Source organism: Saccharomonospora amisosensis, assembly GCF_011761185.1.
GTDB lineage: Bacteria > Actinomycetota > Actinomycetes > Mycobacteriales > Pseudonocardiaceae > Saccharomonospora_A > Saccharomonospora_A amisosensis.
Genome location: NZ_JAAOYM010000001.1, coordinates 2,467,285 through 2,487,539, shown reverse-complemented (window position 1 = coordinate 2,487,539; position 20,255 = coordinate 2,467,285). Strand labels below are relative to the sequence as shown.

The window sequence follows — 20,255 nt, the reverse complement described above, 5'->3', positions numbered from 1 at the left end:
CATTGTTTCAGACCGGATGGCCACCGCGACCACTTTTGATCACGGCTCCGCCGACACGACAGCGGTCGCCCCGGAGATCTCCACGACGGTCACCTTCGTGCCAGGCTCGATCACCTGGCCCTCCGTGAGACTGCGGGCCGACCACACGTCCCCCGCGAGCTTCACCTGCCCACCATGTGAATCCACAGTAGACAACGTCACCGCGTGCGCGCCGACCAGCGCCTCGGTGTTGGTCTTCACACTGGGACCGGAGAGGAACCGGCGCTTGAGCGCGGGCCTGGCCAGCACGAGCAGGCCGATCGACGCCACTCCGAACACCGCGACGTCCACGATCGGGTTGCCGGTAATCGTGGCGGACGCGGCACCGGCCAGCGCGCCGAGACCGAGCATCAGCAGCACGAGGTCGCCCGACAGCACCTCGGCGACGATCAGGCCGACTCCGACGATGAGCCAGATGAGTGCCGGTGTCATGCGCACATGCTCCCAGAAAGTGACCGGTTACACCGAGAGGATCACATGAAGTGATCTACGCGTGACCTTGTTCCGCTGGTCCGTCGCCACCGGCCGTCACGAAATCGATCAGTCGTTCGACCGCGCCCACAACCGGGCTCTCCAGATCACGGAAGTCGCGCACCCCACCCAGCACGCGCTGCCAACCCTCGTAGGGCTCTCCCCAACCGAGCGCCGCGCAGACCCCCTCCTTCCACGGCACTCCCTTCGGCACCTCCGGCCAAGCCGCGATACCGACGGCGGCGGGCTTGACCGCCTGCCAGACATCGACATAGGGATGGCCGGTGATCAGCACATGGTCGTCGGTGACGGCATCGACGAGCCGGGACTCCTTGCTGCCGGGCACCAGATGGTCCACGAGCACGCCGAGCCTGCGCGCAGGGCCCGTTCCGAAGGACTCGATGCGCTCGGCCAGCACGTCGACGCCCTCGAGCGGCTCCACCACGACACCCTCTACCCGCAGGTCGTGACCCCAAACCAACTCCAGCAGTTCCGCGTCGTGCTTGCCCTCGACCCAGATCCGCGAGTCACGGGCCACCCGCGCCCTGAGCCTACTCACCGCGACCGAACCGGACGCCGAACGCGTCCGCCGCGGTGGACCCGCCCCGCGTGGTGCCACCAACGTGACCGGCTCACCCTCCAGCAGGAACGCGGCAGGCCCCAGTGGAAAAAGCCGGTGATTGCCGTAGCGGTCCTCCAGCACCGCCCCGCCATGCTCCAGCCTGATCAGCGCGCCACAGAAGCCGCTCGCCGCGTCCTCGACCACCAGTCCCGGCTCGGCGGGCACTTCCCGCACCTGCCTGCGCCTACGGTGGCCGGACAGCACATCGTCATAGGAGTGAGAGCGCACGGCCGCAGACGGTATCGACACTCGCGATGCCGCGCCGCCCGCCACGCCGTAACAGCGTGAGCCTTCCCCAGGCAGGCATCAGAACAATGGCCACGGGATGGCGCGCCACTGCTCCCCGGGAGCGGGAAACTCCCCCTCGGCGAGCAGGTTGTCGATACGCCCCGCCAGTGCGGCCACCTCGGCCCTGGTGAGGTGCGGCGCCAGTGCCTCGCCGAGGTCGTGGTCCACCGACCAGCGCAGCTTGCGCAGCTTGTCCACTGTCTCGCCAGGAAGCCGCTCACCGATCCAGCCCCACAACACCGTGCGCAACTTCGGGTCGGTGTGCAGGCAGACACCGTGGTCGACGCCGTAGACCCGGCCGTCGGCGCCGTTGAGCACATGCCCGCCCTTACGGTCGGTGTTGTTCACCACCACATCCAACGCAGCCAGTTCGCGCACCCCGTCCCGTGCCGAGTGCACCAGCACCGCGGGCTCCCCGAGCCGGTCGTGGGCGTGCAACACCACCCGCCAATCGGTGGGCGCTTCCTCCGGGGCGCACACGTCGACAAGATCCTCGTCGTCGGCGTCGACCCACAGCTGCACCATGCCCTCGCCGAACGGCCCTTCCCGCAGCACCGTCGGCGGTACGTGCGCCAACTCGGCCGCCTCCGCGACGAGGTAGGTCGCCACCTCCCTGCCCGCCAGCGTGCCATCGGGGAAGTCCCACAGCGGTCGTTCCCCGGAAACGGGCTTGTACACCGCCTTGGCGACAAGGCCGTCCAACTCCACCGAACACAGCAGGGTCACGTTCGACGCGTCGACCAGCCTGCCCTCCACCCGTATGTTGCCGTTCGCGATCAGCTCGCGCGCCCCGGGGTCTGTGGGGTCCAGGTTGTAGTCGGCCAACGCGGTCTCAACCCTCGCCGGTGAGGTCGGTGTTTCGGCGGTAGCCGTTCTGCCTTGGGCAGATGTGGCCTGCCGGGTCGAGCGGTTCGCCGCACAGTGGACAAGGCTTTCGGCCGGCGTTGACCACGCGGTCGGCCCTGGCGGCGAACGCGCGCGCCGCCGCGGGACTGAGGAACACCCGCACCGCGTCGGGCCCCTCCTCGGTGTCGTCGAGCACCACCGTCTCGTCGATCTCACCTTCGGTGATGGCCAGCAACTCGATCACGATGGCCTTGCTCTCGGCGTCCCAGCCCAACCCCATCGTGCCGACCCGGAACTCCTCCTCAACGGGTACGTCCAACGGTTCGGTGTCGACCAGCTCGTCGGGCACCTCCTCCGGCACGTCGGCACCGAACCGGCTGGCGACCTCCTCCAGTAACGAGTCCAGGCGCTCGGCGAGCACCGCGACCTGCTGCTTCTCGATGGTCACACTGATAGTGCGAGTGCTCTCCGACGCCTGCAGGTAGAACGTGCGGTCGCCGGGTTCCCCGACGGTTCCTGCGACGAAGCGGTCGGGTTGACGGAAGACGTGAATGACACGAGCCATGGCATATACGACCCTAGGCCAACTTCCAAGATCAGGCTCGTCCGGGGCAGGACTCCAGCGACCGATTCGCATGGATAGCGCAGAGCTACGAACCGCCCCGTACGGCACACACACCCCACCTGACCAGGTTAACCATTCGTCGCGACGTGGTCACCCGCGGAAAGCGCGACAGCCTCGCGGCCAACTGCGGTGATCTTCACACGACGCCGGCACGTCGGCCGATACGCCGCTGCCCGGACCACACCGCGCCGCTAGCCTCGGGGCCATGCGGCTGGAAACGGGGCAAGCTCGTCGGCGCTTCGCGGCACAGCCGGTGGCAAGGCTCGCCACCGCCGACGCTCGCGGTATGCCCCACCTGGTCCCGGTCACCTTCGCCGTCGCAGGCGACACGATCGTGTTCGCGGTGGACGCCAAACCAAAGGCCTCCGCTGACCTGCGGCGACTGCGCAACATAGCCGCCAACCCGAACGTTTCGTTCCTCGCCGACCACTACGACGACGACTGGTCTCGCCTGTGGTGGGTCCGCGCCGACGGCACGGCCACGATCCTGCGTGCGCGGGACGACCCGGCGGTCGAGACCGAGACCGACATCGCGCTATTGCAGCGCAAGTACCCGCACTACCAGCACAACCCGCCACACGGCCCGGTCGTGCGCACCACCGTCACGGCGTGGCGCGGGTGGGCGGCGTCGGCTGTTCCCGACTGACCTCGCCGCCAGGCTCCTGCCGCTCGACCGCCCCGCCGTTCGGCAGCCGCCGCCACGCGGCCAACAAACCCAACGGATCGGGCCGCAGCAACGACGCCGCGCCGTAAACGCTGGCGGCGAGCACCACCGCGATGAACCACCAGTCGTAGAGACTCTGCTCCCCCGTCGGGTAATACACCAGCACCAGCACCATCGACACCCCGACGACGACGGCCAAGTGCAGCCGCCGCCACGGGAACGCGGAGGCGATGACGAAACCCCACGTCAGGTACCACGGCAACGTCGGAGGAGCGAAAATCGCCACCGCCAGCAGTGTGATCGCCATCCGCAGGATGGCCTCGTTACCGCCGTGACGCGAAAGCCACCACTGCCTCACGATGATGGCGGCAAGCGCCACCCACGCCAGCAACCTGGCCACCGTCACGAACGGCGACGCCGGCACCTCGACAACCACGTTGACCAGCGTGTGGAAGATCTCCCCGATACCGGTGGGAAAGTTGAGCCAGTTGACGATGATCTGCGGCGCCTGCAACCCGCCGACCCAGCCGAGATTGAACGACCCAAGCGAAATCGACGTCCCCGCCACGAACACCACGCCGAAGATCCCGAGCGAGGGGGTCACGGCCTTCCCGAACCGGCGTGCCAGGCTCTGTTCCGCGGGCAGGTGGTTGGCCCATACCCACACCAGGAACGGCAACGCGATCGCGGCCGTCGGCTTGATGAGCATGCCCACCGTCACCAGCGCGATCGCGGCGGCATGCCGCCGCTCCAGCGCCGCGAGCACACCCGTGGCAAGGAAAGCCAACATCAGCAGGTCGTTGTGCGGACCACCCACGAGGTGGATCACCGTCATCGGGCTGGCGATCGCCAACCACATCGTCACCGGCAGCTTGCCACCGAGATGACGCACCAGCCGCGGCAACGCCCACAGCAGCCCGGCCAGCCCGGTCAGGATCACAAGCCTGGTCACGATCACGCCCGCGATGACGTCGTTGCCGGTCACCGACACGATGCCCTTGGCGATGAGCAGGAACAACGGCCCGTACGGAGCCGGCGTGGTCTGCCACAGCGGATGCACGTTCTGCACCACGTCGGGCAACACGTCCAACTCGGCCGGGCCGTAGGCGTAGGGGTCCAACCCGTACAGCAGTTGCGCGCCCTGGCCCAGATAGGAGAAGACGTCCCTGGTGAACAGCGGCGGCGCGATCAGCAGCGGCACCATCCACGTCAGCGCCGCGACCACGACCGGCCTGCTACCGATCCGGCCCGCGAGCACGTAACGGCCCAGCCGCACCCACGCCCACACCACCAGTCCGAACCCGACATACAGCAGCGCCGTCGCCAGCGCATGACCGTGGCCGTAACGGATCCACGACAGCGGTCCCGACCCCAGGATCGGGTCTCTGATCAGGATGCCGCCCGCGCCGAGCGAAGCCAGCATCAGCAGCGTGCTGCCGAACGCACCCATCGCGATGGTGCGCAACGGGAAGCGCGCCACGTCGCCGCCACGGGTGCTGCTCCGTGTCCGCGAAGCGTCGTCAGCCGATTCCGCGCTCTCAGCGCTCGGCACAGGGTCGGTCGTGGTCGCCATACTGACCTCTGAGGTTACACACCGCGACCGGACGCGGTCGCCTTAGGTGCGAGCTGTGTCGCGAGCAGCGATTTCGCCCGAGCAGCGCGCCCGCGACGCCCCCGCGGGCGCGGTCGCCGATCATCGAGCGACCGCCGCGACGCGCCACTACGGTAGGCGCGTGGCCAGCACGGAGTTCTTCACGTCGTTCGAGGACGACGAACCCCGCCCCACCGCCACAGGAGCGCGGCTGCGGCTTCGCGTCGGCTCCGGCCCGGCCTCGCCGCTGGCCGCGCCGCGAGGCACCGGATTCACCGGCTCCCACGCCCTGCACTACGCCACCACGACAACCGGACTCGCCCGTGCCGGCCTGTTCACCGTGGACCTGGCCATCGCCGAGCGCACCGAGCTGTCCTACGTCGTGCTGCCCGAGTCCGGGCGCGGCGCCGGTGTCCCCACCTACCGCAGCAGCTACGTGGCCGTCGACATCGAGTTCGACGACGGCAGCACGCTCAGCGAACTCACACCCGGCGCCGCCGCGGCGCAGCAGGGCCGGTCGAAGACGCTGTATGTCGATCAGTGGAACCTGGTACGACACCGGCTCGGCGCCGTCGCGGCAGGGCGCACCGCACGGGCGATCGTGCTCGTCACCGAACCGCCGCCCGGCGAGCAGGAGATCACCGGTTGGATCGACGACATCCGCGTCGGAGAGGTCGAACAGGCCCGCCGAGACCCGGTCGACTACGTCCACACCACCAGGGGTACCCACTCCGGCCGCCACTTCTCCCGTGGAAACTGCCTGCCCGCCACCGCGGTTCCCAACGGGTTCAACCTCTGGACTCCGGTCACCGACGCGGGCAGCCTGTCCTGGCCCTACCACTACCAGCATGGCTCACTACAGGCCTTCGCGCTCAGCCACCTGCCGAGCCCATGGATCGGCGACCGCAACACCTTCCATGTCATGCCGGGGACCGGGCCGCTGCGCACCCGCCGCCGGGACCGCGCGCTCGCCTTCTCCCATACCGAGGAGACCGACCGGCCACACCACTACGGCGTCCGGTTCCGCTGCGGTATCACCACCGACATCGCACCGACCGACCACGGTGCCATCATGCGGTTCACCTTCCCCGACAAGGAGGGGTGGCTGCTGTTCGACAACGTGCGCGACTTCGGCAAGGTGAACATCGACACCGCCCAGCGCACGGTGACCGGGCACACCTGGGTACGCAGCCGGTCGTCGGCAGGCACGCACAAGATGTACCTGCACGCCACCTTCGACCAGGCGCCGATCGCGGGACGGCGGTTGCGCCGACCACCGTGGCGAACCGTCACCGGGTACGTGCGGTTCGCCGAACGCGAGGTCACCATGCGCATCGCGACCTCGCTCATCAGCGCCCCGCAGGCCCGGCGCAACCTGGAGACCGAGCTGGCCCGGCCGTTGACGTTCGACGACGTCCGCGACCGCGCCCGAAGTCGCTGGCGGGACCTGCTGGGCAGGGTGGAGGTCGAAGGCGCGACCGACGACGAGCTGACCACCCTTTACTCGAACCTCTACCGGCTGTTCCTCTACCCCAACCGCGCCGAGGAGGACACCCCACAGGGCACCCGACACGCCAGCCCCGTGGCTCGTCGCAGGCTGCGGCAGGGCGCGCGGGTGTTCGAAGGACCGATGTCGGTCAACCACGGGTTCTGGGACACCTACCGCACCGCATGGCCGGCCTACGCACTGCTGGCGCCGACGCTGTGCGGCAGGCTGCTGGAGGGCTTCGTCAACCAGTACCGGGAGGGCGGCTGGATCTCGCGGTGGTCGTGCCCCGGTTACGGGCTCTCGATGGTCGGCACCGGTTCCGACGTCGCCTTCGCCGACGCCTACCTGAAGGGAGTGCGTGGTTTCGACGTGCGCGCCGCCTACGACGCCGCCGTCAAGAACGCGACCGTCACACCTTCGGGGTGGCGCGTGGGCAGGCGCGGGCTGTCGCAGTCGATCTTCCTCGGTTTCACCCCCACATCGGTGCGGGAAGGCCTTTCGTGGTCGCTGGAGGGATGCGTCAACGACTTCGGGCTCGCCAACTGGTCACTGGCGCTCGAAGAGGCCGACAACGCCGTCTACTTCGGCAGCCGCGCGCAAGGCTACGTCGAGCACTTCGACCACCGCATCGGCTTCTTCCAGGGCCGCACGCCTCGCGGCGAATGGAGGTGGAGTCCCGAGGAGTACGACCCCACCGTGTGGGGCTACGACTACACCGAGACCAACGGCTGGAACGCCGCGTTCGCCGTGCCGCACGACGGTGAAGGGCTGGCGGCGCTGCACGGCGGCCGCGCCGGGTTGAAGTCCGCCCTTGACACCTTCTTCGCCACACCGGAAACCGGCACCCGCACCGGTTCCTACCGGTTGGTCAAGCACGAGATGACCGAGGCGAGGGACGTGCGGCTCGGTCAGTACGCCCATTCCAACCAGCCCTCACACCACATTGCCTACCTGTACGCGCACGCGGGCGCACCCGCCGAAACCCAGCGGATCGTGCGAGAGGTGCTGCGCCGCTGCTACCTGGGCAGCGAGATCGGGCAGGGCTATCCCGGCGACGAGGACAACGGTGAGATGTCGGCCTGGTACCTGTTCAGCGCGCTCGGGTTCTACCCGCTCGCGGTAGGCAGCCCTCACTACGTCATCGGCTCACCGCTGTTCACCCGCGCGGTGGTGCACCTGGAGAACGGCAACGACATCGTGGTTAACGCGCCCGGCAACAGCGCAGAGAACGTGTACGTGCGGAGCCTGCGCGTCAACGGGCAGCCGCACGACTCGCCGTGGCTCGACCACGAGGTGCTCACCGCTGGCGCGGTACTGGACTTCGAACTCGGCCCCACCCCTTCGGCGTGGGGCGCTGTCAGCGGCCCCACCCACCGGCCTCGCCCACTCAAGGAAGTCGCTGGCACCGTGAGCTGCTGCGACGGTACGGACGTGACCGCGCTCACCGACGACACCACGTTCACCGAGGTGGCGTTCCGCACGGCCTACCCGGTGCTTCGGCACGAGGGCGAGGGGACAGTGAGGATGTACACGCTGACCTCCGGCAGCACCGAGGGCACCCCGAGCGGTTGGGTACTTGAGGGTTCCCCGGACGGTCTGGAGTGGACCGTGCTGGACGAGCGGCACGGCGAGGTGTTCCAGTGGCGCCGCCAGACAAGGGCGTTTCGGATCACAGAGCCGATGCGCTGCCGGCTGCACCGGCTGCGCATCACGGAGACGACATGGCCACGGCTGCGGTTGGCGCAGTGGGAGCTGCTGAGCTGAAACCTCAGCTGCAAGCCGTTGCGGAAACTGTCATCTTCCGTGCTGTTTTGGGAGGTACGGCTTGGCTGTTGCGGTGCCGAAGTGAGGTGTGTCTCTACAAGCCAAGCCGTATAGGACGTTATACAGTCTGGCTCGATCGGTTCAGGTGAGACGACGCACCCGACCGCTCCTCGTGACGGCGGATAGCATCCCGATACAGCACAAGCAACGAACCGCGAGCAGGAGAACGTCATGACCCAGGCCCCTGTCAACGTCACCGTCACCGGCGCTGCCGGCCAGATCGGGTACGCGCTGCTGTTCCGCATCGCGTCCGGTCAGCTGCTCGGGCAGGACACTCCGGTGCGGCTGCGCCTGCTGGAGATCCCGCAGGCGGTCAAGGCGGCAGAGGGCACGGCACTGGAGCTGGAGGACTGCGCGTTCCCGCTGCTGGCCGGAACCGACATCTTCGACGACGCCAAGCAGGCATTCGAGGGCACCAACATCGCACTGCTGGTCGGAGCGCGGCCCCGCACCAAGGGCATGGAGCGTAGCGACCTGCTCGAGGCCAACGGCGGCATCTTCAAGCCGCAGGGCGAGGCCATCAACGCGGGCGCCGCCGACGACGTCCGGGTCCTCGTGGTCGGCAACCCGGCCAACACCAACGCGCTGATCGCGCGCTCACACGCCCCCGACGTGCCCGCCGAGCGGTTCACCGCGATGACCCGCCTCGACCACAACCGCGCCGTCGCCCAGCTCGCCAAGAAGCTGGGGGTACCGGTCACCGACGTGAAGCGGATGACCATCTGGGGCAACCACTCCGCCACCCAGTATCCCGACGTGTTCAACGCCGAGGTCAAGGGCCGCGGCGCCGCCGAGGCCGTCAACGACGAGAAGTGGCTGGCCGAGGAGTTCATCCCGAGGGTAGCCAAGCGTGGCGCCGAGATCATCGAGGCGCGGGGCGCGTCGTCGGCCGCCTCGGCGGCCAACGCGGCCATCGACCACGTCTTCGACTGGGTCAACGGCACCCCGCAGGACGACTGGGTGTCGATGGGTGTGCCCTCCGACGGCTCCTACGGCGTCCCGGAAGGTCTCATCTCCTCCTTCCCCGTCACCTGCACCGGCGGGCGCTACGAGATCGTGCAGGGGCTGGAGATCAACGAGTTCTCCCGGCCGCGCATCGACGCCTCCGTGCAGGAACTGGCCGACGAGCGCGACGCCGTGCGCAAGCTCGGGCTCGTCTGACGACACCCCTCACGGTGGGGGCCGGGTACCAGCGCCCCGGCCCCCACCTCCGCCCTGCCACGCATCCACCTGACCGGGCACGGGTACTTCTGCCAGGGTGAGACCCATGGCAACGCAGGGCCAGTTCAACGCCTACGGGCCCTCGCACTGGATGGTCTTGCTGATCTTCGCGGCGGGGACGGCGGCGCTGGTCGGCTTCGGTCGCAAGTACCGCGAAACCGCGGCGGACCGCCACTTCAGCCGCGGTTTCGCCGTCGTGCTGCTGGCCGTCTACGTGACGATCCAGGCCTACACCATGTCGTCGGCGCGGTGGGACGTCGCCGACTCCGTGCCGCTGCACCTGTCGGACCTGGCAGGGCTCGTCGCCGCGTACGCGCTGTGGTCACATCGACACTGGGCTTTCGCGCTCACCTACTACTGGTGCCTCTCGCTGAGCACGCAGGCCCTTGTCTCCCCCGTGCTCGCCAGTCCCGACTTCCCTCACCACGAGTTCCTGGCGTTCTGGGGCATGCACCTGCTCGTCATCTGGGCGGCGATCTACCTCACCTGGGGGGCGGGGTTGCGACCGACGTGGCGCGGTTACCGCATCACCGTCGCCGTGACACTGGGCTGGGTCGCGGTCGCGATGACCTTCAACGCGGCCACCGGCACCAACTACGGCTACCTCAACCGCAAGCCGGACACCGGCTCGGTGCTCGACCTGCTCGGCCCGTGGCCGTGGTACCTACTCCCTGAGATCACGGTCATCGCCGCCGCATGGGCGCTGATGACGTGGCCATGGACCGTGCACCGGCACAGGGCGGCGAACAGCCGGCGCACCTGACCCCTCACGCCCCTGTCAGGCCACGGCGCCGCAGCAGCGGCTCGATCTCCGGATCACGCCCACGAAAGGCCCGAAACGCCTCCATCGGGTCCATGCTGCCGCCCCTGCTCAGCAACGCCCGCCGAAACACCTCGCCGTTAGCCCTGGTCAGCCCGCCGTTCTCGCGGAACCACTCGACGGAGTCGGCATCGAGCACCTCACTCCAGATGTAGGAGTAATACCCGGCGGCGTAGCCGGTGCTGAAGATGTGGGCGAAGTAGGTGCTGCGGTACCTCGGCGCGATGGTGGCCAGCGCGACGCCTGCCTTCTCCAGCGCTTGTTCCTCGAATGTGCCCACGTCGTCGATGTGGGTGTCCGCACCGATGGTGTGCCACCCCAGATCCAGCAGCGCGGCGGCCAGGTACTCGGTGGTGGCGAAACCCTCACCGTAGCGGCGGGCCTCCTCGAGCCGGTCAACCAGCCGCGGCGGCAACGGCTCCCCGGTGCGGTAGTGCCTCGCGTAGTTGTGCAACACCTCCGGCCACAGTGCCCACATCTCGTTGACCTGGGAGGGAAACTCCACGAAGTCGCGGGGAACGCTGGTGCCAGAGAACCGGGGATACTCCACATCGGAGAGCAACGCGTGCAGCGCGTGCCCGAACTCGTGGAACGCCGTGGTGACCTCGTCGTAGCTGAGCAGTGTCGGCTCACCCGCAGCGGGCTTGACCAGGTTCAGGTTGTTCACCACGATCGGCCGTTCGCCGAGCAGCCTGGACTGGTCGCGGAAGGTGTTCATCCACGCGCCACCCCGCTTGGAGTCTCGCGCGTAGTAGTCGCCCAGGAACAGGCCGAGCGGCCCACCGTCGGCGTCGAACACCTCGAACACCCGCACGTCCGCGTGGTAGGTCGGCAGATCGTGCCGTTCGGTGAAGGTCAACCCGTACAACTGGTTGGCCGCGTAGAACACGCCGTCACGCAGCACGCGTTCCAGTTCGAAGTACTCCCGAAGCTCCGCTTCGTCGATCTCGAAACGGCGGCTTCGCACCCGCTCGGCGTAGAACGCCCAGTCCCACGGCCGCAACTCGAAGTCGGCTCCCGACTCCTCGATCTGGCGGCTCAACTCGGCTGCCTCCGCCCTGGCGTTGGCGACGGCCACCGGCGCGAGCCGGTGCAGCAGCCCCATGACGGCCTCAACCGTGCGTGCCGTCTGATCCTCGATCACGTACGCCGCGTGGTGCGGGTGCCCCAGCAACGCGGCCCTGCGTGCCCGCGACATCGCGATACGCGCCAGCACCTCGGTGTTGTCGTGCTCGTTGCCGCGGTTTCCACGAGCCGTGGAGGCGCGGTACACCCGTTCCCGCAGCGCACGGTTCTCCAGCGAGGCCAGCGCGGGCTGGTTCGTCGGCAGCACGAGCCGCAGCAGGTACTTGCCGTCCTGCCCGCGTTCCCTGGCGGCCTGCGCCGCGGCGGCCACCGCGTCCTGCGACAGCCCCGCCAGCTCCGCCGGGTCGCTCACCAGCACGGCCAGCTCGCCGGTGTCGGAGAGCAGGTTGTCCTGAAAGCGCGTGGACAGCGAGGACAGCTCCTCGTTGAGCTCGCGCAGCTCCCGCTGTTCGCGCGCGGTCAGCGCCGCCCCCGCGCGCTGGAAGTCGAGGTAGTAGCGGCGCAGCAACCAGGCGGATTCCGCGTCGAGGCCGAGTTCGTCACGCCGGGTATAGAGGCTCTCGATACGGGCGAACAGTGCCGGATTCAGGTGGATGCCGTCGGCGTGCGATGCCAGCCGTGGCGCGATGTCGGCATGCACCCGCCGCAACGTGTCGTTGGAGTGGGAGGCGACGAGGTTGAAGAACACCGAGGACACCCGGTTCAACGATCTTCCGGAGCGTTCCAGCGCCACGATCGTGTTGTCGAACGTCGGCGGCTCCGCCTGGCCCGCGATTCGCTCCACCTCGGCGGCGTGCTCGGCCATTGCCGCCTCGAAGGCGGCCGCGAAGTGCTCGTCGGCCACGCGGTCGAACGGCGGCAGTTCGTAGGGCAGGTCACTGGGCTGCAGCAGCGGATTGTCGGTACCCGTCACGATCGGTCCTTCCTCGAGCCCGAGCCGGTCGAGCCTCCGACCACCGCGTCGGAGGACAGCTTGCGGCTCTTTCGCCGCTTCTTCGGTTGCGGGGGGACAACGCCGCCGAGGTCGCCGCCCGTGTCGTTGACCCTCAGCACGAACGGCCGGGTCTCGGTGTAGCGGACCACCGAAAGTGAGCCGGGGTCCACGACGATGCGCTGGAAACTGTCCAGGTGCTGCCCCAGCGCGTCGGCGAGAACGGACTTGATGACGTCGCCGTGACTGCACAGCAACCACACCGCGCCGTCGCCGTGCTCGGCGGTGATCCGCGCGTCGTGCTCGCGCACCGCCGCCACGGCCCTGGCCTGCACCTCGGCGAGCCCTTCTCCACCGGGGAACACCGCCGCGGAGGGGTGCGCCTGCACCACCCGCCACAGCGGTTCCTTGACCAGCGTCTTCAGTTCCCTGCCCGTCCACTCCCCGTAGTCCACTTCGGACAGGCGGGGTTCGGTGGTCCGGTCGAGTCCCCTGTCCTTCGCCAGAGGCGCCAGCGTCTGCCTGCAGCGCAGCAGCGGCGACACCACGAGCGCGGCCAGCGGCACCCCGGCGAGCCTGTCGATCAGGGCCTGCGCCTGAGCGCGCCCTTGGTCGTCCAGACCCACCTTCGGTGCCCTGCCCGCGAGCACACCGGAGCCGTTGGCACTGGAGCGGCCGTGGCGCAGCAGAATGACGGTTCCCACAGCCGCCACCCTACGGGCTCACTGCCCTCCGGCGGAGACAGCCGGGCCCGCGTGCGGGTCGAGCACCCCGGCGAACACCAGGATGAGCAGCAGCACACCCAGCACGAACCGGTAGATGACGAACGGCAGGAAGCTGTTCTTCTTGATGTAGGACATCAGCCACGCGATCACCGCGTAGCCGACACCGAACGCCACGACGGTCGCCAGGATCGTGGGCCCCCACGACGGCCCCTGGCCCTCACCGATGTCGAGCAGCTTGTAGAAGCCGGAACCGAGCACGGCGGGCACGGCCAGCAGGAACGAATACTCCGCCGCGTCCGCGCGCTTGTACCCCAGCAGCAGGCCACCTGTGATCGTGCCGCCCGACCGGGACACGCCCGGTATCAGGGCGAACGCCTGCGCGATACCGAACGCGAGGCCGTGCGGGACCGTCAGGTGGTCCAGGTCGCGTTCCTTGCGGCCGATGCGGTCGGCCACCAGCAGCAGCAGACCGAAGACGATCAGTGTGGTCGCGGTCAACCGCAGGTCGCGGAAGGTGTGCTCGATCTGGTCCTGGAACGCCAGCCCAAGCACCACGATCGGCAGCGATCCGACGATGATCAGCCAGCCCATCCTGGCGTCGGGATCGCCCCGGTACTCCCGCCTGTACAGCGAAAGGAACCAGTTGCGCAGCACCCGGCCGATCTTCTTGCTGAAGTACAGCAGCACGGCCGTTTCGGTGCCGATCTGGGTGACGGCCGTGAACGCGGCACCGGGATCGTCCCAGCCCGCGAACGCGGCGACGATACGCAGGTGCGCGCTTGACGAGATCGGCAGGAACTCGGTAAGCCCCTGGACCAGCCCGAGGACGAGCGCTTCGAACCACCCCATCACGCCACCCCCGACAGTTCAAGCGCGGCGACCGCGGTACGCAGCGCCTCGGTGGCGGCGTTGGTGTCGGCGTTGGTTGTGGCGAGGTAGGGCGCCACCGTGAGCGTGGTCACTCCGGCCTCGGCGAAAGCCGCCATCCGCTCCGCGATGCGCTCCTTGGGGCCGAGCAGGCTGGTGGCATCGATGAACTCCAGCGGAACTTCGGCCATGGCCGCCTCGTAGTCCTTGGCGAGGTAGTGCTGCTGTATCCGCGCCGCCTGCGCCTCGAAGCCCATCCGGCAGGCGAGTTCGTTGTAGAAGTTGCGCTCCCTGCTGCCCATGCCTCCGACGTACAGCGCGGCGTAGGGGCGAACGGCATCGGCGCAGGCCTTCCAGTCGGAGCCGGGAACCAGCGGGACGGTGGGCGCGATGTCGAAACCGTCGAGTGAGCGCCCCGCCCTTTCCGCGCCAGCCCGCAGGCGCTCGACCTGGCTGTGCGCGTGTTCCGGTGAGAAGAACACCGGCAGCCAGCCGTCGGCGATCTCCCCGGTGAGCTCCAGGTTGCGCGGTCCGATCGCGGCCAGGTAGATCGGCAACCGTTCGCGCACCGGGTGGATGGTCAGTGTCAGCGCCTTGCCCGGCCCGTCCGGCAGCGGAAGCTGGAAGTGCTTTCCGTTGTAGCGCAGCCGCTCGCGGCGCAAGGCGGCGCGAACGATATCGACGTACTCCCGGGTGCGGCCGAGCGGGGAGGCGAACCGCACCCCGTGCCAGCCTTCGGACACCTGCGGCCCCGACACCCCGAGACCGAGCCGGAAGCGCCCGCCGGAAAGGGAATCCAGCGTCGCGGCGGTCATCGCGGTAGCGGCGGGGGTGCGCGCCGGTATCTGCAGCACGGCGCTTCCGATGTCGACGGATGTGGTCTGCGCGGCGATCCACGCCAGCACCGTGGCGGCGTCCGAACCGTACGCCTCCGCCGCCCACACCACCGAGTAGCCGAGGGTGTCGGCCTGCTTCGCCAGCCCGACACCAGACGCACTGCCGGACGCACTGCCGGACGCGCCCCAGTATCCGAGATTCAATCCCAATCGCACGAGCGCCGACACTATCGGCGTGCCGGAGGAGGCCCACACCTGCCTTGGCGACGCGGCCGCCCACCGCACGGGTATCGTCCTCGCCCACGTGTCGTGGCGCTCGGTGACCGTCGCTAGGCTCGGGCGGCATGGAAAGCCGTCACCTCGGCGCCTCCGGCCTGAGAGTGTCCCGCATGGCACTGGGAACCATGTCCTGGGGCACCGTCACCGATGCCGAGGAAGCCGCCAACCAGCTCGCGTCGTTCGTCGACGCGGGCGGCACGCTGGTCGACACGGCCGACATCTACGCCGACGGCGAGGGCGAGCGCATCCTCGGCTCGCTGCTGGGTGAGCTGGTGCCGCGTGACGACATCGTGCTGGCGACGAAGGCGGTGGCCAGGCGGGGAGGCGGCCCGTTCGGCGGCGGCGCCTCGCGCGGGGCGCTGCTGTCCGCGCTGAACGGTTCGCTGCGAAGGCTGGGGGTCGAGCACATCGACCTGTGGCAGCTGCACGCCTGGGATTCGGCCGTGCCGATCGAGGAGACGCTGTCCGCGCTCGACCACGCCGTCAGCAGCGGCAAGGTCCGCTACGCGGGGGTGTGCAACTACGCGGGCTGGCAACTGGCCACGGCGGCTGCCGCCATGCGGGACAACCGGATCGTTTCCACGCAGGCCGAGTACTCGCTGCTGGAACGGGGCATCGAACGCGAGGTGGTTCCCGCCGCCGCCCATCACGGCATCGGGTTGCTGCCGTGGGCTCCGCTGGGCCGTGGCGTGCTCACCGGCAAGTACCGCACCGGCACTCCCGCCGACTCGCGCGGCGCCTCCACCACCTACGCGGGCTACGTCGAGCAGCATCGCACCGAGCGTGCGGGGCGCATCGTGGAGGCGGTCGTCACCGCCGCCGACGGGCTGGGCACCTCGCCGCTGGCCGTCGCGCTGGCGTGGGTCCGTGACCGGCCGGGCGTGGTGGCACCGGTGGTCGGTGCGCGTGACACCGCGCAGCTGTCCGGTTCCCTTGCCGCCGAGGGCCTCGTCCTGCCCAGCGCCATCAGGTCCGCTCTGGACGACGTGAGTTCCATCGAGTTCGGCTACCCCGAGCGGTGGCCGGCATGAGGGCGCGGGTCATCGCAGTGCTGCTGCTACTCCTGCCGCCGCTGGCGGCCTGCTCGGAGCAGGGCGGCGACGAGTTGCAGGTCGTGGAGAACCCAAGGGCCGCCGTCGCGCCCGCCTCGCCACCGGCGTCGGTGGAGCCCTCGGGCCGGGTACTGTCCGCGCCCGGTGCCGTCAACGCGCTGGCCACCGATGCCGCCAGCAGGACACTCGCGGTGTCGGTCACCGAGCCGGCCGCTGTGCTGCTGTACGACCTCGACCGGCTCGACGCGCGGGCGAGGTCGGTGTCGCTGCCCGCGCCGGCACAAGACCTGACCGTGTCGGGCGACAGCCTGCTGGCGGCGCTGCCGGACGCGGGCCAACTCGCCCGCATCCGGCTGCCCGATGGCGAGCTGACGACCGTACCGGTGGCCGGCGGGCCTGCCGGGGTGGCGGCCGACGGGGAGCGCACTCTGGTCGCGCTGCGGGAGCGCAAGGGCGTCGCGGTGCTCCGCGGTGACCGGGTCGGCGAAACCATCACCGACGGCCTCTACAGCGCGGACGACGTGCTGGTCGCCGACGGCGCGGCAGTCGTGCTCGATCGCAAGCGCACGGCCCTGTTCAGCATCGACGTCGCGGAGGGTCACATCGGCGAGGGGTTGCGGGCCGGGCAAGGAGCCACCAACGCGGTGGCGGACTCCTACGGCCGGGTGTTCGTGGTCGACACCCGGCGTGGCGCGTTGCTGGCTTTCTCCGCCGACCCGCTGCTGCTGCGGCAGCGCTACCCGGTGCCGGGCGGGGCCTACGGCATCGCCTACGACTCTCGGCGTGACCTGGTCTGGGTGACGTTGACCCGCCGTAACGAGGTCGTGGCCTTCGACGTGCGCGGCGGCGAGCCGCGAGAAAAGTACCGCTACCCCACCGTTAGGCAGCCGAATTCGGTTACGGTCGATGAACGAACCTCGCGGGTCGTCATCGGCTCGGCAGCCGGGGAAGGGATCCAGGTGATCGCTTTATGACGAATGCGGAAGTGGTGGTCGACGAGGATTGGGAGTACCGCAGGGTGCAGTTGCCACCCGGGATTTCCCGCGTTTCCGCCGCGGTGCAACTCTCCATCCAGGCGGAGTTCTCCGGATGGGAGCTGTCGAACGTGCGGCTGTACTCCGACGGTACGCGCCGGGTATGGCTGCGGCGACGGCGTTCGATGGCCGCGGCGGGACTGCCCGGCCTCATGACCTAGCCCGCTGGGCCGCTCGCAGGAATCGCTGTCCTGTCTCACGCAGGTAGTCGCCGAGTTCCGGCGGGCTGACCACCTCGAAGTCGGCTCCCACCGCCGCCAGCACGAGAGCCGGCCAGGCGAAGCTGTCGACATTCATCCGCAACCGGCAGCTCGCCGCGTCGCGTTCGGCCACCGTTCCCCAGCTCGCCACGACCGCGCGCACCCGTTCGGCAGGCGCCCGCACATCCAGCACGATCTCGTTTCGTGGGATCGACGACGCGATGCTTCGCCGCACGAACGCCGCCGCGTCGCCGCCGGGCAGTTCCCGTTGCCGGAACCTGGCGCCTGTCAGTTCGGGTACCGACAGACGGTCGACCCGGAAGGTGCGCCAGCCGTGCCGTTCGGCATCCCAGGCCACCAGGTACCAGCGGCGGTCGAGCGAAACCAGCCGGTGCGGCTCCACCAACCGTGTCGTGTGCTGCCCGTCCCGCGCGGTGTAGTGGAACCGCAGCCGCTCGTCGTCACGGCACGCCTGGGCGAGCACGGTCATCGCGACGGCGTCGACAACCGGGCCCTGCCACAGCGAGGCGGGCACGGTGTAGCCGCGCAGGGCCTCCATCCTGCGTCGCAGCCTGGGCGGCATCACCTGCATCACCTTGCCCAGCGCCCGGATCGACGGCTCCGCCACACCCCCTGCCACACCCCCTGCCGCCGTGCACAGCCCCACCGCGATCGCAACGGCCTCCTCGTCGTCAACCAACAGTGGTGGCATGGCCGCACCGGATCGCAACCGATACCCACCCGCGACGCCGCGGCTGGCGTCCACCGGGTAGCCGAGGTCACGCAGCCGTTCGATGTCGCGGCGCAACGTCCGCTCGCTCACCTCCATCCTGCGGGCCAGCTCACCGCCCGGCCAGAACCGATGGGTCTGCAGCAGCGACAGCAACCGCAGCATCCGGGCACTCGTGTTCGCCATGGGCCCAGGATCTCTCACCAAGCGGCCAGAAACTGACCGGATCCTCGCGCGACTCGTTCGCCACCGAGACGGTGTCGGTTCCGACACTCCCCTTGACATACGCGAGAGCATTCGAACTATTGTTCGAAACGGGAGACCGTCAGGGGAGCGCATTGTGGATCAACCAGCTCGAACGGCGTGCCGGTGGTGGCGCAGAGACGAAAGCTCGACACCCACCAGACCGGTATGGACGCCCACGGAACAGCCGCCGGAGTCGTTCACCCCGGTGGACCCACCACAGTGGGTGTGGGTCGACCTGCGCACCACATTGCGCCGTGACGCCTTCACCTTCACCGACGACACCGCCGACGGCCTGCAGTACCGCTACGAGGTCAAGGGGTTACTGCGCGGCTGGATGCCCGCGGTCGACGGCGCACCACTGGCGATGGTGACCTATCAACTACTCACGGCCGATCTCGAGTGGCGCACCGTCGTGACGGCGTTCGTTCCCAGACACCACATCAGGTTCCGGGCACGAACCGGCAGGGAGGTGAGTTAAGAGCCCGATTGTATAGGTCGTTATACAGCAGAGTCGTCGACCCGGGCGATCGCGCCGCTTTCCAGCGCCACCCACAGCGCGCCGTCCCGCCCCGCCGCGATGCCGTGCGGCTCGCTGAACCGGGCGGGCAGGGCGTATTCGGTGATGTGGCCGTCGGCTCCGACGCGGCCGACCCGGTTGGCGCCCCACTCGGTGAACCAGCAGCTGCCGTCCGCCGCCGAGGTAATCGCGTGCGGCCGGCCCTCACGATCGGGCAGCGGGAACTCCGTGATCGCGCCGTCGACGGTGATACGTCCCAGTTGACCCGCGACGATCTCCACGAACCACAGCGCGCCGTTGCCGCCGGTGGTGATGCCGACCGGGCCCGCGCCGGACGTTGGCAGCGGGTGGATGTCGACCTTTCCCTCGGTGGTGATGCGGCCGACCGCGTCCGCCTGGTTGAGCGTGAACCACAGCGCGCCGTCACAGCCAGCGGTGATCATGGCGGGGAAGGTGCCGGAACTCGGCAACGGGAACTCTGTGATCGCGCCGTCGGTGCTGATGCGGCCAATGCGGTCGGCGTGCGGCTCGGTGAACCACAGCGCGCCATCCGGACCCTGCGTGATGCCGAACGGGCCCGCGTCGGCCGTGGGCACGGCGAACCCCGTGATGGCGCCGTCGGTGCTGATGCGGCCAATGCGGTGGGCATGCGACTCGGTGAACCACAGCGCGCCGTCCGGCCCGGCCGTGATGATCGACGGCCGCCCCGACGGCGTTTCCAGCCGGTAGGAGGTGTGCTGACCGTTGCCTGCCAGCCTGCCGATCCGGCCGTCATGGACGTAGGTGAACCACACCGCGTCGTCACCGCCGACCGCGATCCCGTACGGCCCCGCGGCATCCACGGGAAACTCCACGATGGACACCGTGCTGAGGTCGGGCAAGGCCTGCTCCTCTCGCCTCCGGCGCCCTACCGTACCGCCGCGCGCCGGGCGGGCAACTCGACAGCCGATAACCCGACGGCCACGGCGGCGGGAGTTGACCGGATGTGCGGCGCGACCACGACCGCGGTGGCAGGATCGGGCCTATGACACAGGAAGCCGAGGAACAGCAGGAGTTCTCGCGGCGGCGGTTGTGGGCGATGGCCGTGCTCACCGTCCTCGGCCTGGGGATGTGGGTGGTGTCGGCGGTGACCATCGGGGTGCCGCCGCTGATGTGGTTCTTCGGCGGGCTGCTGCTACTCGGCGGCGGCGGCTACTGGTGGGCCTACGCCAGGTACCGCAGGCGCACCCGCTGACCACCCGCGAGTCCCCCG

Annotated in this window: 20 protein-coding genes; 9 read left to right on the top strand and 11 right to left on the bottom strand. The window is 69.2% G+C overall.

Annotated elements, in window-relative coordinates:
* Window positions 1-39: 39 nt before the first annotated feature.
* The 4 genes from FHU38_RS12105 to FHU38_RS12090 all read right to left on the bottom strand — a co-directional run bounded on the left by FHU38_RS12105 (window position 40) and on the right by FHU38_RS12090 (window position 2,831).
* Window positions 40-471 carry an NfeD family protein gene (locus tag FHU38_RS12105; RefSeq protein ID WP_167170346.1) on the bottom strand — a complete coding sequence of 144 codons (432 nt, stop codon included), beginning with the start codon at window positions 469-471 and terminating at the stop codon, window positions 40-42.
* A gap of 55 nt (window positions 472-526) precedes the next feature.
* A complete protein-coding gene (locus tag FHU38_RS12100; RefSeq protein WP_167170343.1) occupies window positions 527-1,360 on the bottom strand; it encodes a DUF3097 domain-containing protein in 834 nt (277 codons plus the stop codon).
* A 78-nt stretch (window positions 1,361-1,438) separates the two neighbouring features.
* Entirely contained in the window at window positions 1,439-2,245 is an 807-nt protein-coding gene (locus FHU38_RS12095) for an SCO1664 family protein (protein WP_167170340.1), read from the bottom strand.
* A 7-nt stretch (window positions 2,246-2,252) separates the two neighbouring features.
* Complete coding sequence (locus FHU38_RS12090; protein WP_167170337.1) at window positions 2,253-2,831, bottom strand: DUF3090 domain-containing protein; 579 nt, start codon at window positions 2,829-2,831, stop codon at window positions 2,253-2,255.
* Window positions 2,832-3,096: 265 nt separating this feature from the next.
* On the opposite strand from FHU38_RS12090, the gene FHU38_RS12085 reads away from it, so the two are divergent.
* Complete coding sequence (locus FHU38_RS12085) at window positions 3,097-3,537, top strand: TIGR03668 family PPOX class F420-dependent oxidoreductase (protein WP_167170335.1); 441 nt, start codon at window positions 3,097-3,099, stop codon at window positions 3,535-3,537.
* Here FHU38_RS12085 and mptB read toward each other — a convergent pair.
* Window positions 3,494-5,128, bottom strand: coding sequence for a polyprenol phosphomannose-dependent alpha 1,6 mannosyltransferase MptB (gene mptB, locus FHU38_RS12080; RefSeq protein ID WP_167170332.1), 1,635 nt, complete (start codon window positions 5,126-5,128; stop codon window positions 3,494-3,496). The genes FHU38_RS12085 and mptB overlap by 44 nt on opposite strands.
* A 160-nt stretch (window positions 5,129-5,288) precedes the next feature.
* Here mptB and FHU38_RS12075 point away from each other — a divergent pair, with 160 nt between their 5' ends.
* The 3 genes from FHU38_RS12075 (at window position 5,289) to FHU38_RS12065 (ending at window position 10,443) form a co-directional block, all read left to right on the top strand.
* Window positions 5,289-8,399 (top strand): GH92 family glycosyl hydrolase, encoded by a 3,111-nt coding sequence (locus FHU38_RS12075; protein WP_167170329.1) that lies wholly within the window; start codon window positions 5,289-5,291, stop codon window positions 8,397-8,399.
* A 231-nt stretch (window positions 8,400-8,630) separates the two neighbouring features.
* Complete coding sequence (locus tag FHU38_RS12070) at window positions 8,631-9,620, top strand: malate dehydrogenase (protein ID WP_167170326.1); 990 nt, start codon at window positions 8,631-8,633, stop codon at window positions 9,618-9,620.
* A gap of 106 nt (window positions 9,621-9,726) precedes the next feature.
* The gene (locus FHU38_RS12065; RefSeq protein ID WP_167170323.1) at window positions 9,727-10,443 is read left to right on the top strand and encodes a YwaF family protein; all 717 of its coding nucleotides are present in this window, start codon (window positions 9,727-9,729) and stop codon (window positions 10,441-10,443) included.
* 4 nt (window positions 10,444-10,447) lie between these two features.
* Here FHU38_RS12065 and FHU38_RS12060 read toward each other — a convergent pair whose 3' ends face one another.
* Genes FHU38_RS12060 through FHU38_RS12045 form a run of 4 tightly spaced genes read right to left on the bottom strand, consistent with a single transcriptional unit; the run spans window position 10,448 to window position 15,161 of the window.
* Window positions 10,448-12,499, bottom strand: a complete 2,052-nt coding sequence (locus FHU38_RS12060; RefSeq protein WP_167170320.1) for a M3 family metallopeptidase — start codon at window positions 12,497-12,499, stop codon at window positions 10,448-10,450.
* Window positions 12,496-13,221: a histidine phosphatase family protein gene (locus tag FHU38_RS12055; RefSeq protein ID WP_167170317.1), complete on the bottom strand. Its 726-nt coding sequence runs from the start codon at window positions 13,219-13,221 to the stop codon at window positions 12,496-12,498. Before FHU38_RS12055 ends, FHU38_RS12060 begins: the two co-directional genes overlap by 4 nt.
* Window positions 13,222-13,239: 18 nt before the next feature.
* Window positions 13,240-14,091: an undecaprenyl-diphosphate phosphatase gene (locus FHU38_RS12050; protein ID WP_167170315.1), complete on the bottom strand. Its 852-nt coding sequence runs from the start codon at window positions 14,089-14,091 to the stop codon at window positions 13,240-13,242.
* A complete protein-coding gene (locus FHU38_RS12045; RefSeq protein ID WP_167170312.1) occupies window positions 14,091-15,161 on the bottom strand; it encodes an LLM class F420-dependent oxidoreductase in 1,071 nt (356 codons plus the stop codon). Before FHU38_RS12045 ends, FHU38_RS12050 begins: the two co-directional genes overlap by 1 nt.
* A 128-nt stretch (window positions 15,162-15,289) precedes the next feature.
* Between FHU38_RS12045 and FHU38_RS12040 the strand changes: the two genes are divergently transcribed.
* Genes FHU38_RS12040 through FHU38_RS12030 form a run of 3 tightly spaced genes read left to right on the top strand, consistent with a single transcriptional unit; the run spans window position 15,290 to window position 17,471 of the window.
* Entirely contained in the window at window positions 15,290-16,255 is a 966-nt protein-coding gene (locus FHU38_RS12040) for an aldo/keto reductase (RefSeq protein ID WP_167170309.1), read from the top strand.
* The gene (locus FHU38_RS12035; RefSeq protein ID WP_167170306.1) at window positions 16,252-17,250 is read left to right on the top strand and encodes a hypothetical protein; all 999 of its coding nucleotides are present in this window, start codon (window positions 16,252-16,254) and stop codon (window positions 17,248-17,250) included. The genes FHU38_RS12040 and FHU38_RS12035 overlap by 4 nt, the downstream gene beginning before the upstream one ends.
* Window positions 17,247-17,471: a DUF5703 family protein gene (locus FHU38_RS12030; protein WP_167170303.1), complete on the top strand. Its 225-nt coding sequence runs from the start codon at window positions 17,247-17,249 to the stop codon at window positions 17,469-17,471. The genes FHU38_RS12035 and FHU38_RS12030 overlap by 4 nt, the downstream gene beginning before the upstream one ends.
* Here the strand turns inward: FHU38_RS12030 and FHU38_RS12025 are convergent.
* Entirely contained in the window at window positions 17,461-18,426 is a 966-nt protein-coding gene (locus FHU38_RS12025; protein ID WP_167170300.1) for a helix-turn-helix transcriptional regulator, read from the bottom strand. The genes FHU38_RS12030 and FHU38_RS12025 overlap by 11 nt on opposite strands.
* 154 nt (window positions 18,427-18,580) lie before the next feature.
* On the opposite strand from FHU38_RS12025, the gene FHU38_RS12020 reads away from it, so the two are divergent.
* On the top strand, window positions 18,581-18,964 hold the full coding sequence (locus FHU38_RS12020; protein WP_167170298.1) for a hypothetical protein: 384 nt from the start codon (window positions 18,581-18,583) through the stop codon (window positions 18,962-18,964).
* Between the two features lie 20 nt (window positions 18,965-18,984).
* Here the strand turns inward: FHU38_RS12020 and FHU38_RS12015 are convergent, their stop codons facing one another.
* Window positions 18,985-19,884 carry a Vgb family protein gene (locus tag FHU38_RS12015; protein WP_167170295.1) on the bottom strand — a complete coding sequence of 300 codons (900 nt, stop codon included), beginning with the start codon at window positions 19,882-19,884 and terminating at the stop codon, window positions 18,985-18,987.
* Between the two features lie 143 nt (window positions 19,885-20,027).
* Between FHU38_RS12015 and FHU38_RS12010 the strand changes: the two genes are divergently transcribed.
* Window positions 20,028-20,237 carry a hypothetical protein gene (locus FHU38_RS12010; RefSeq protein WP_167170293.1) on the top strand — a complete coding sequence of 70 codons (210 nt, stop codon included), beginning with the start codon at window positions 20,028-20,030 and terminating at the stop codon, window positions 20,235-20,237.
* Window positions 20,238-20,255: the final 18 nt, after the last annotated feature.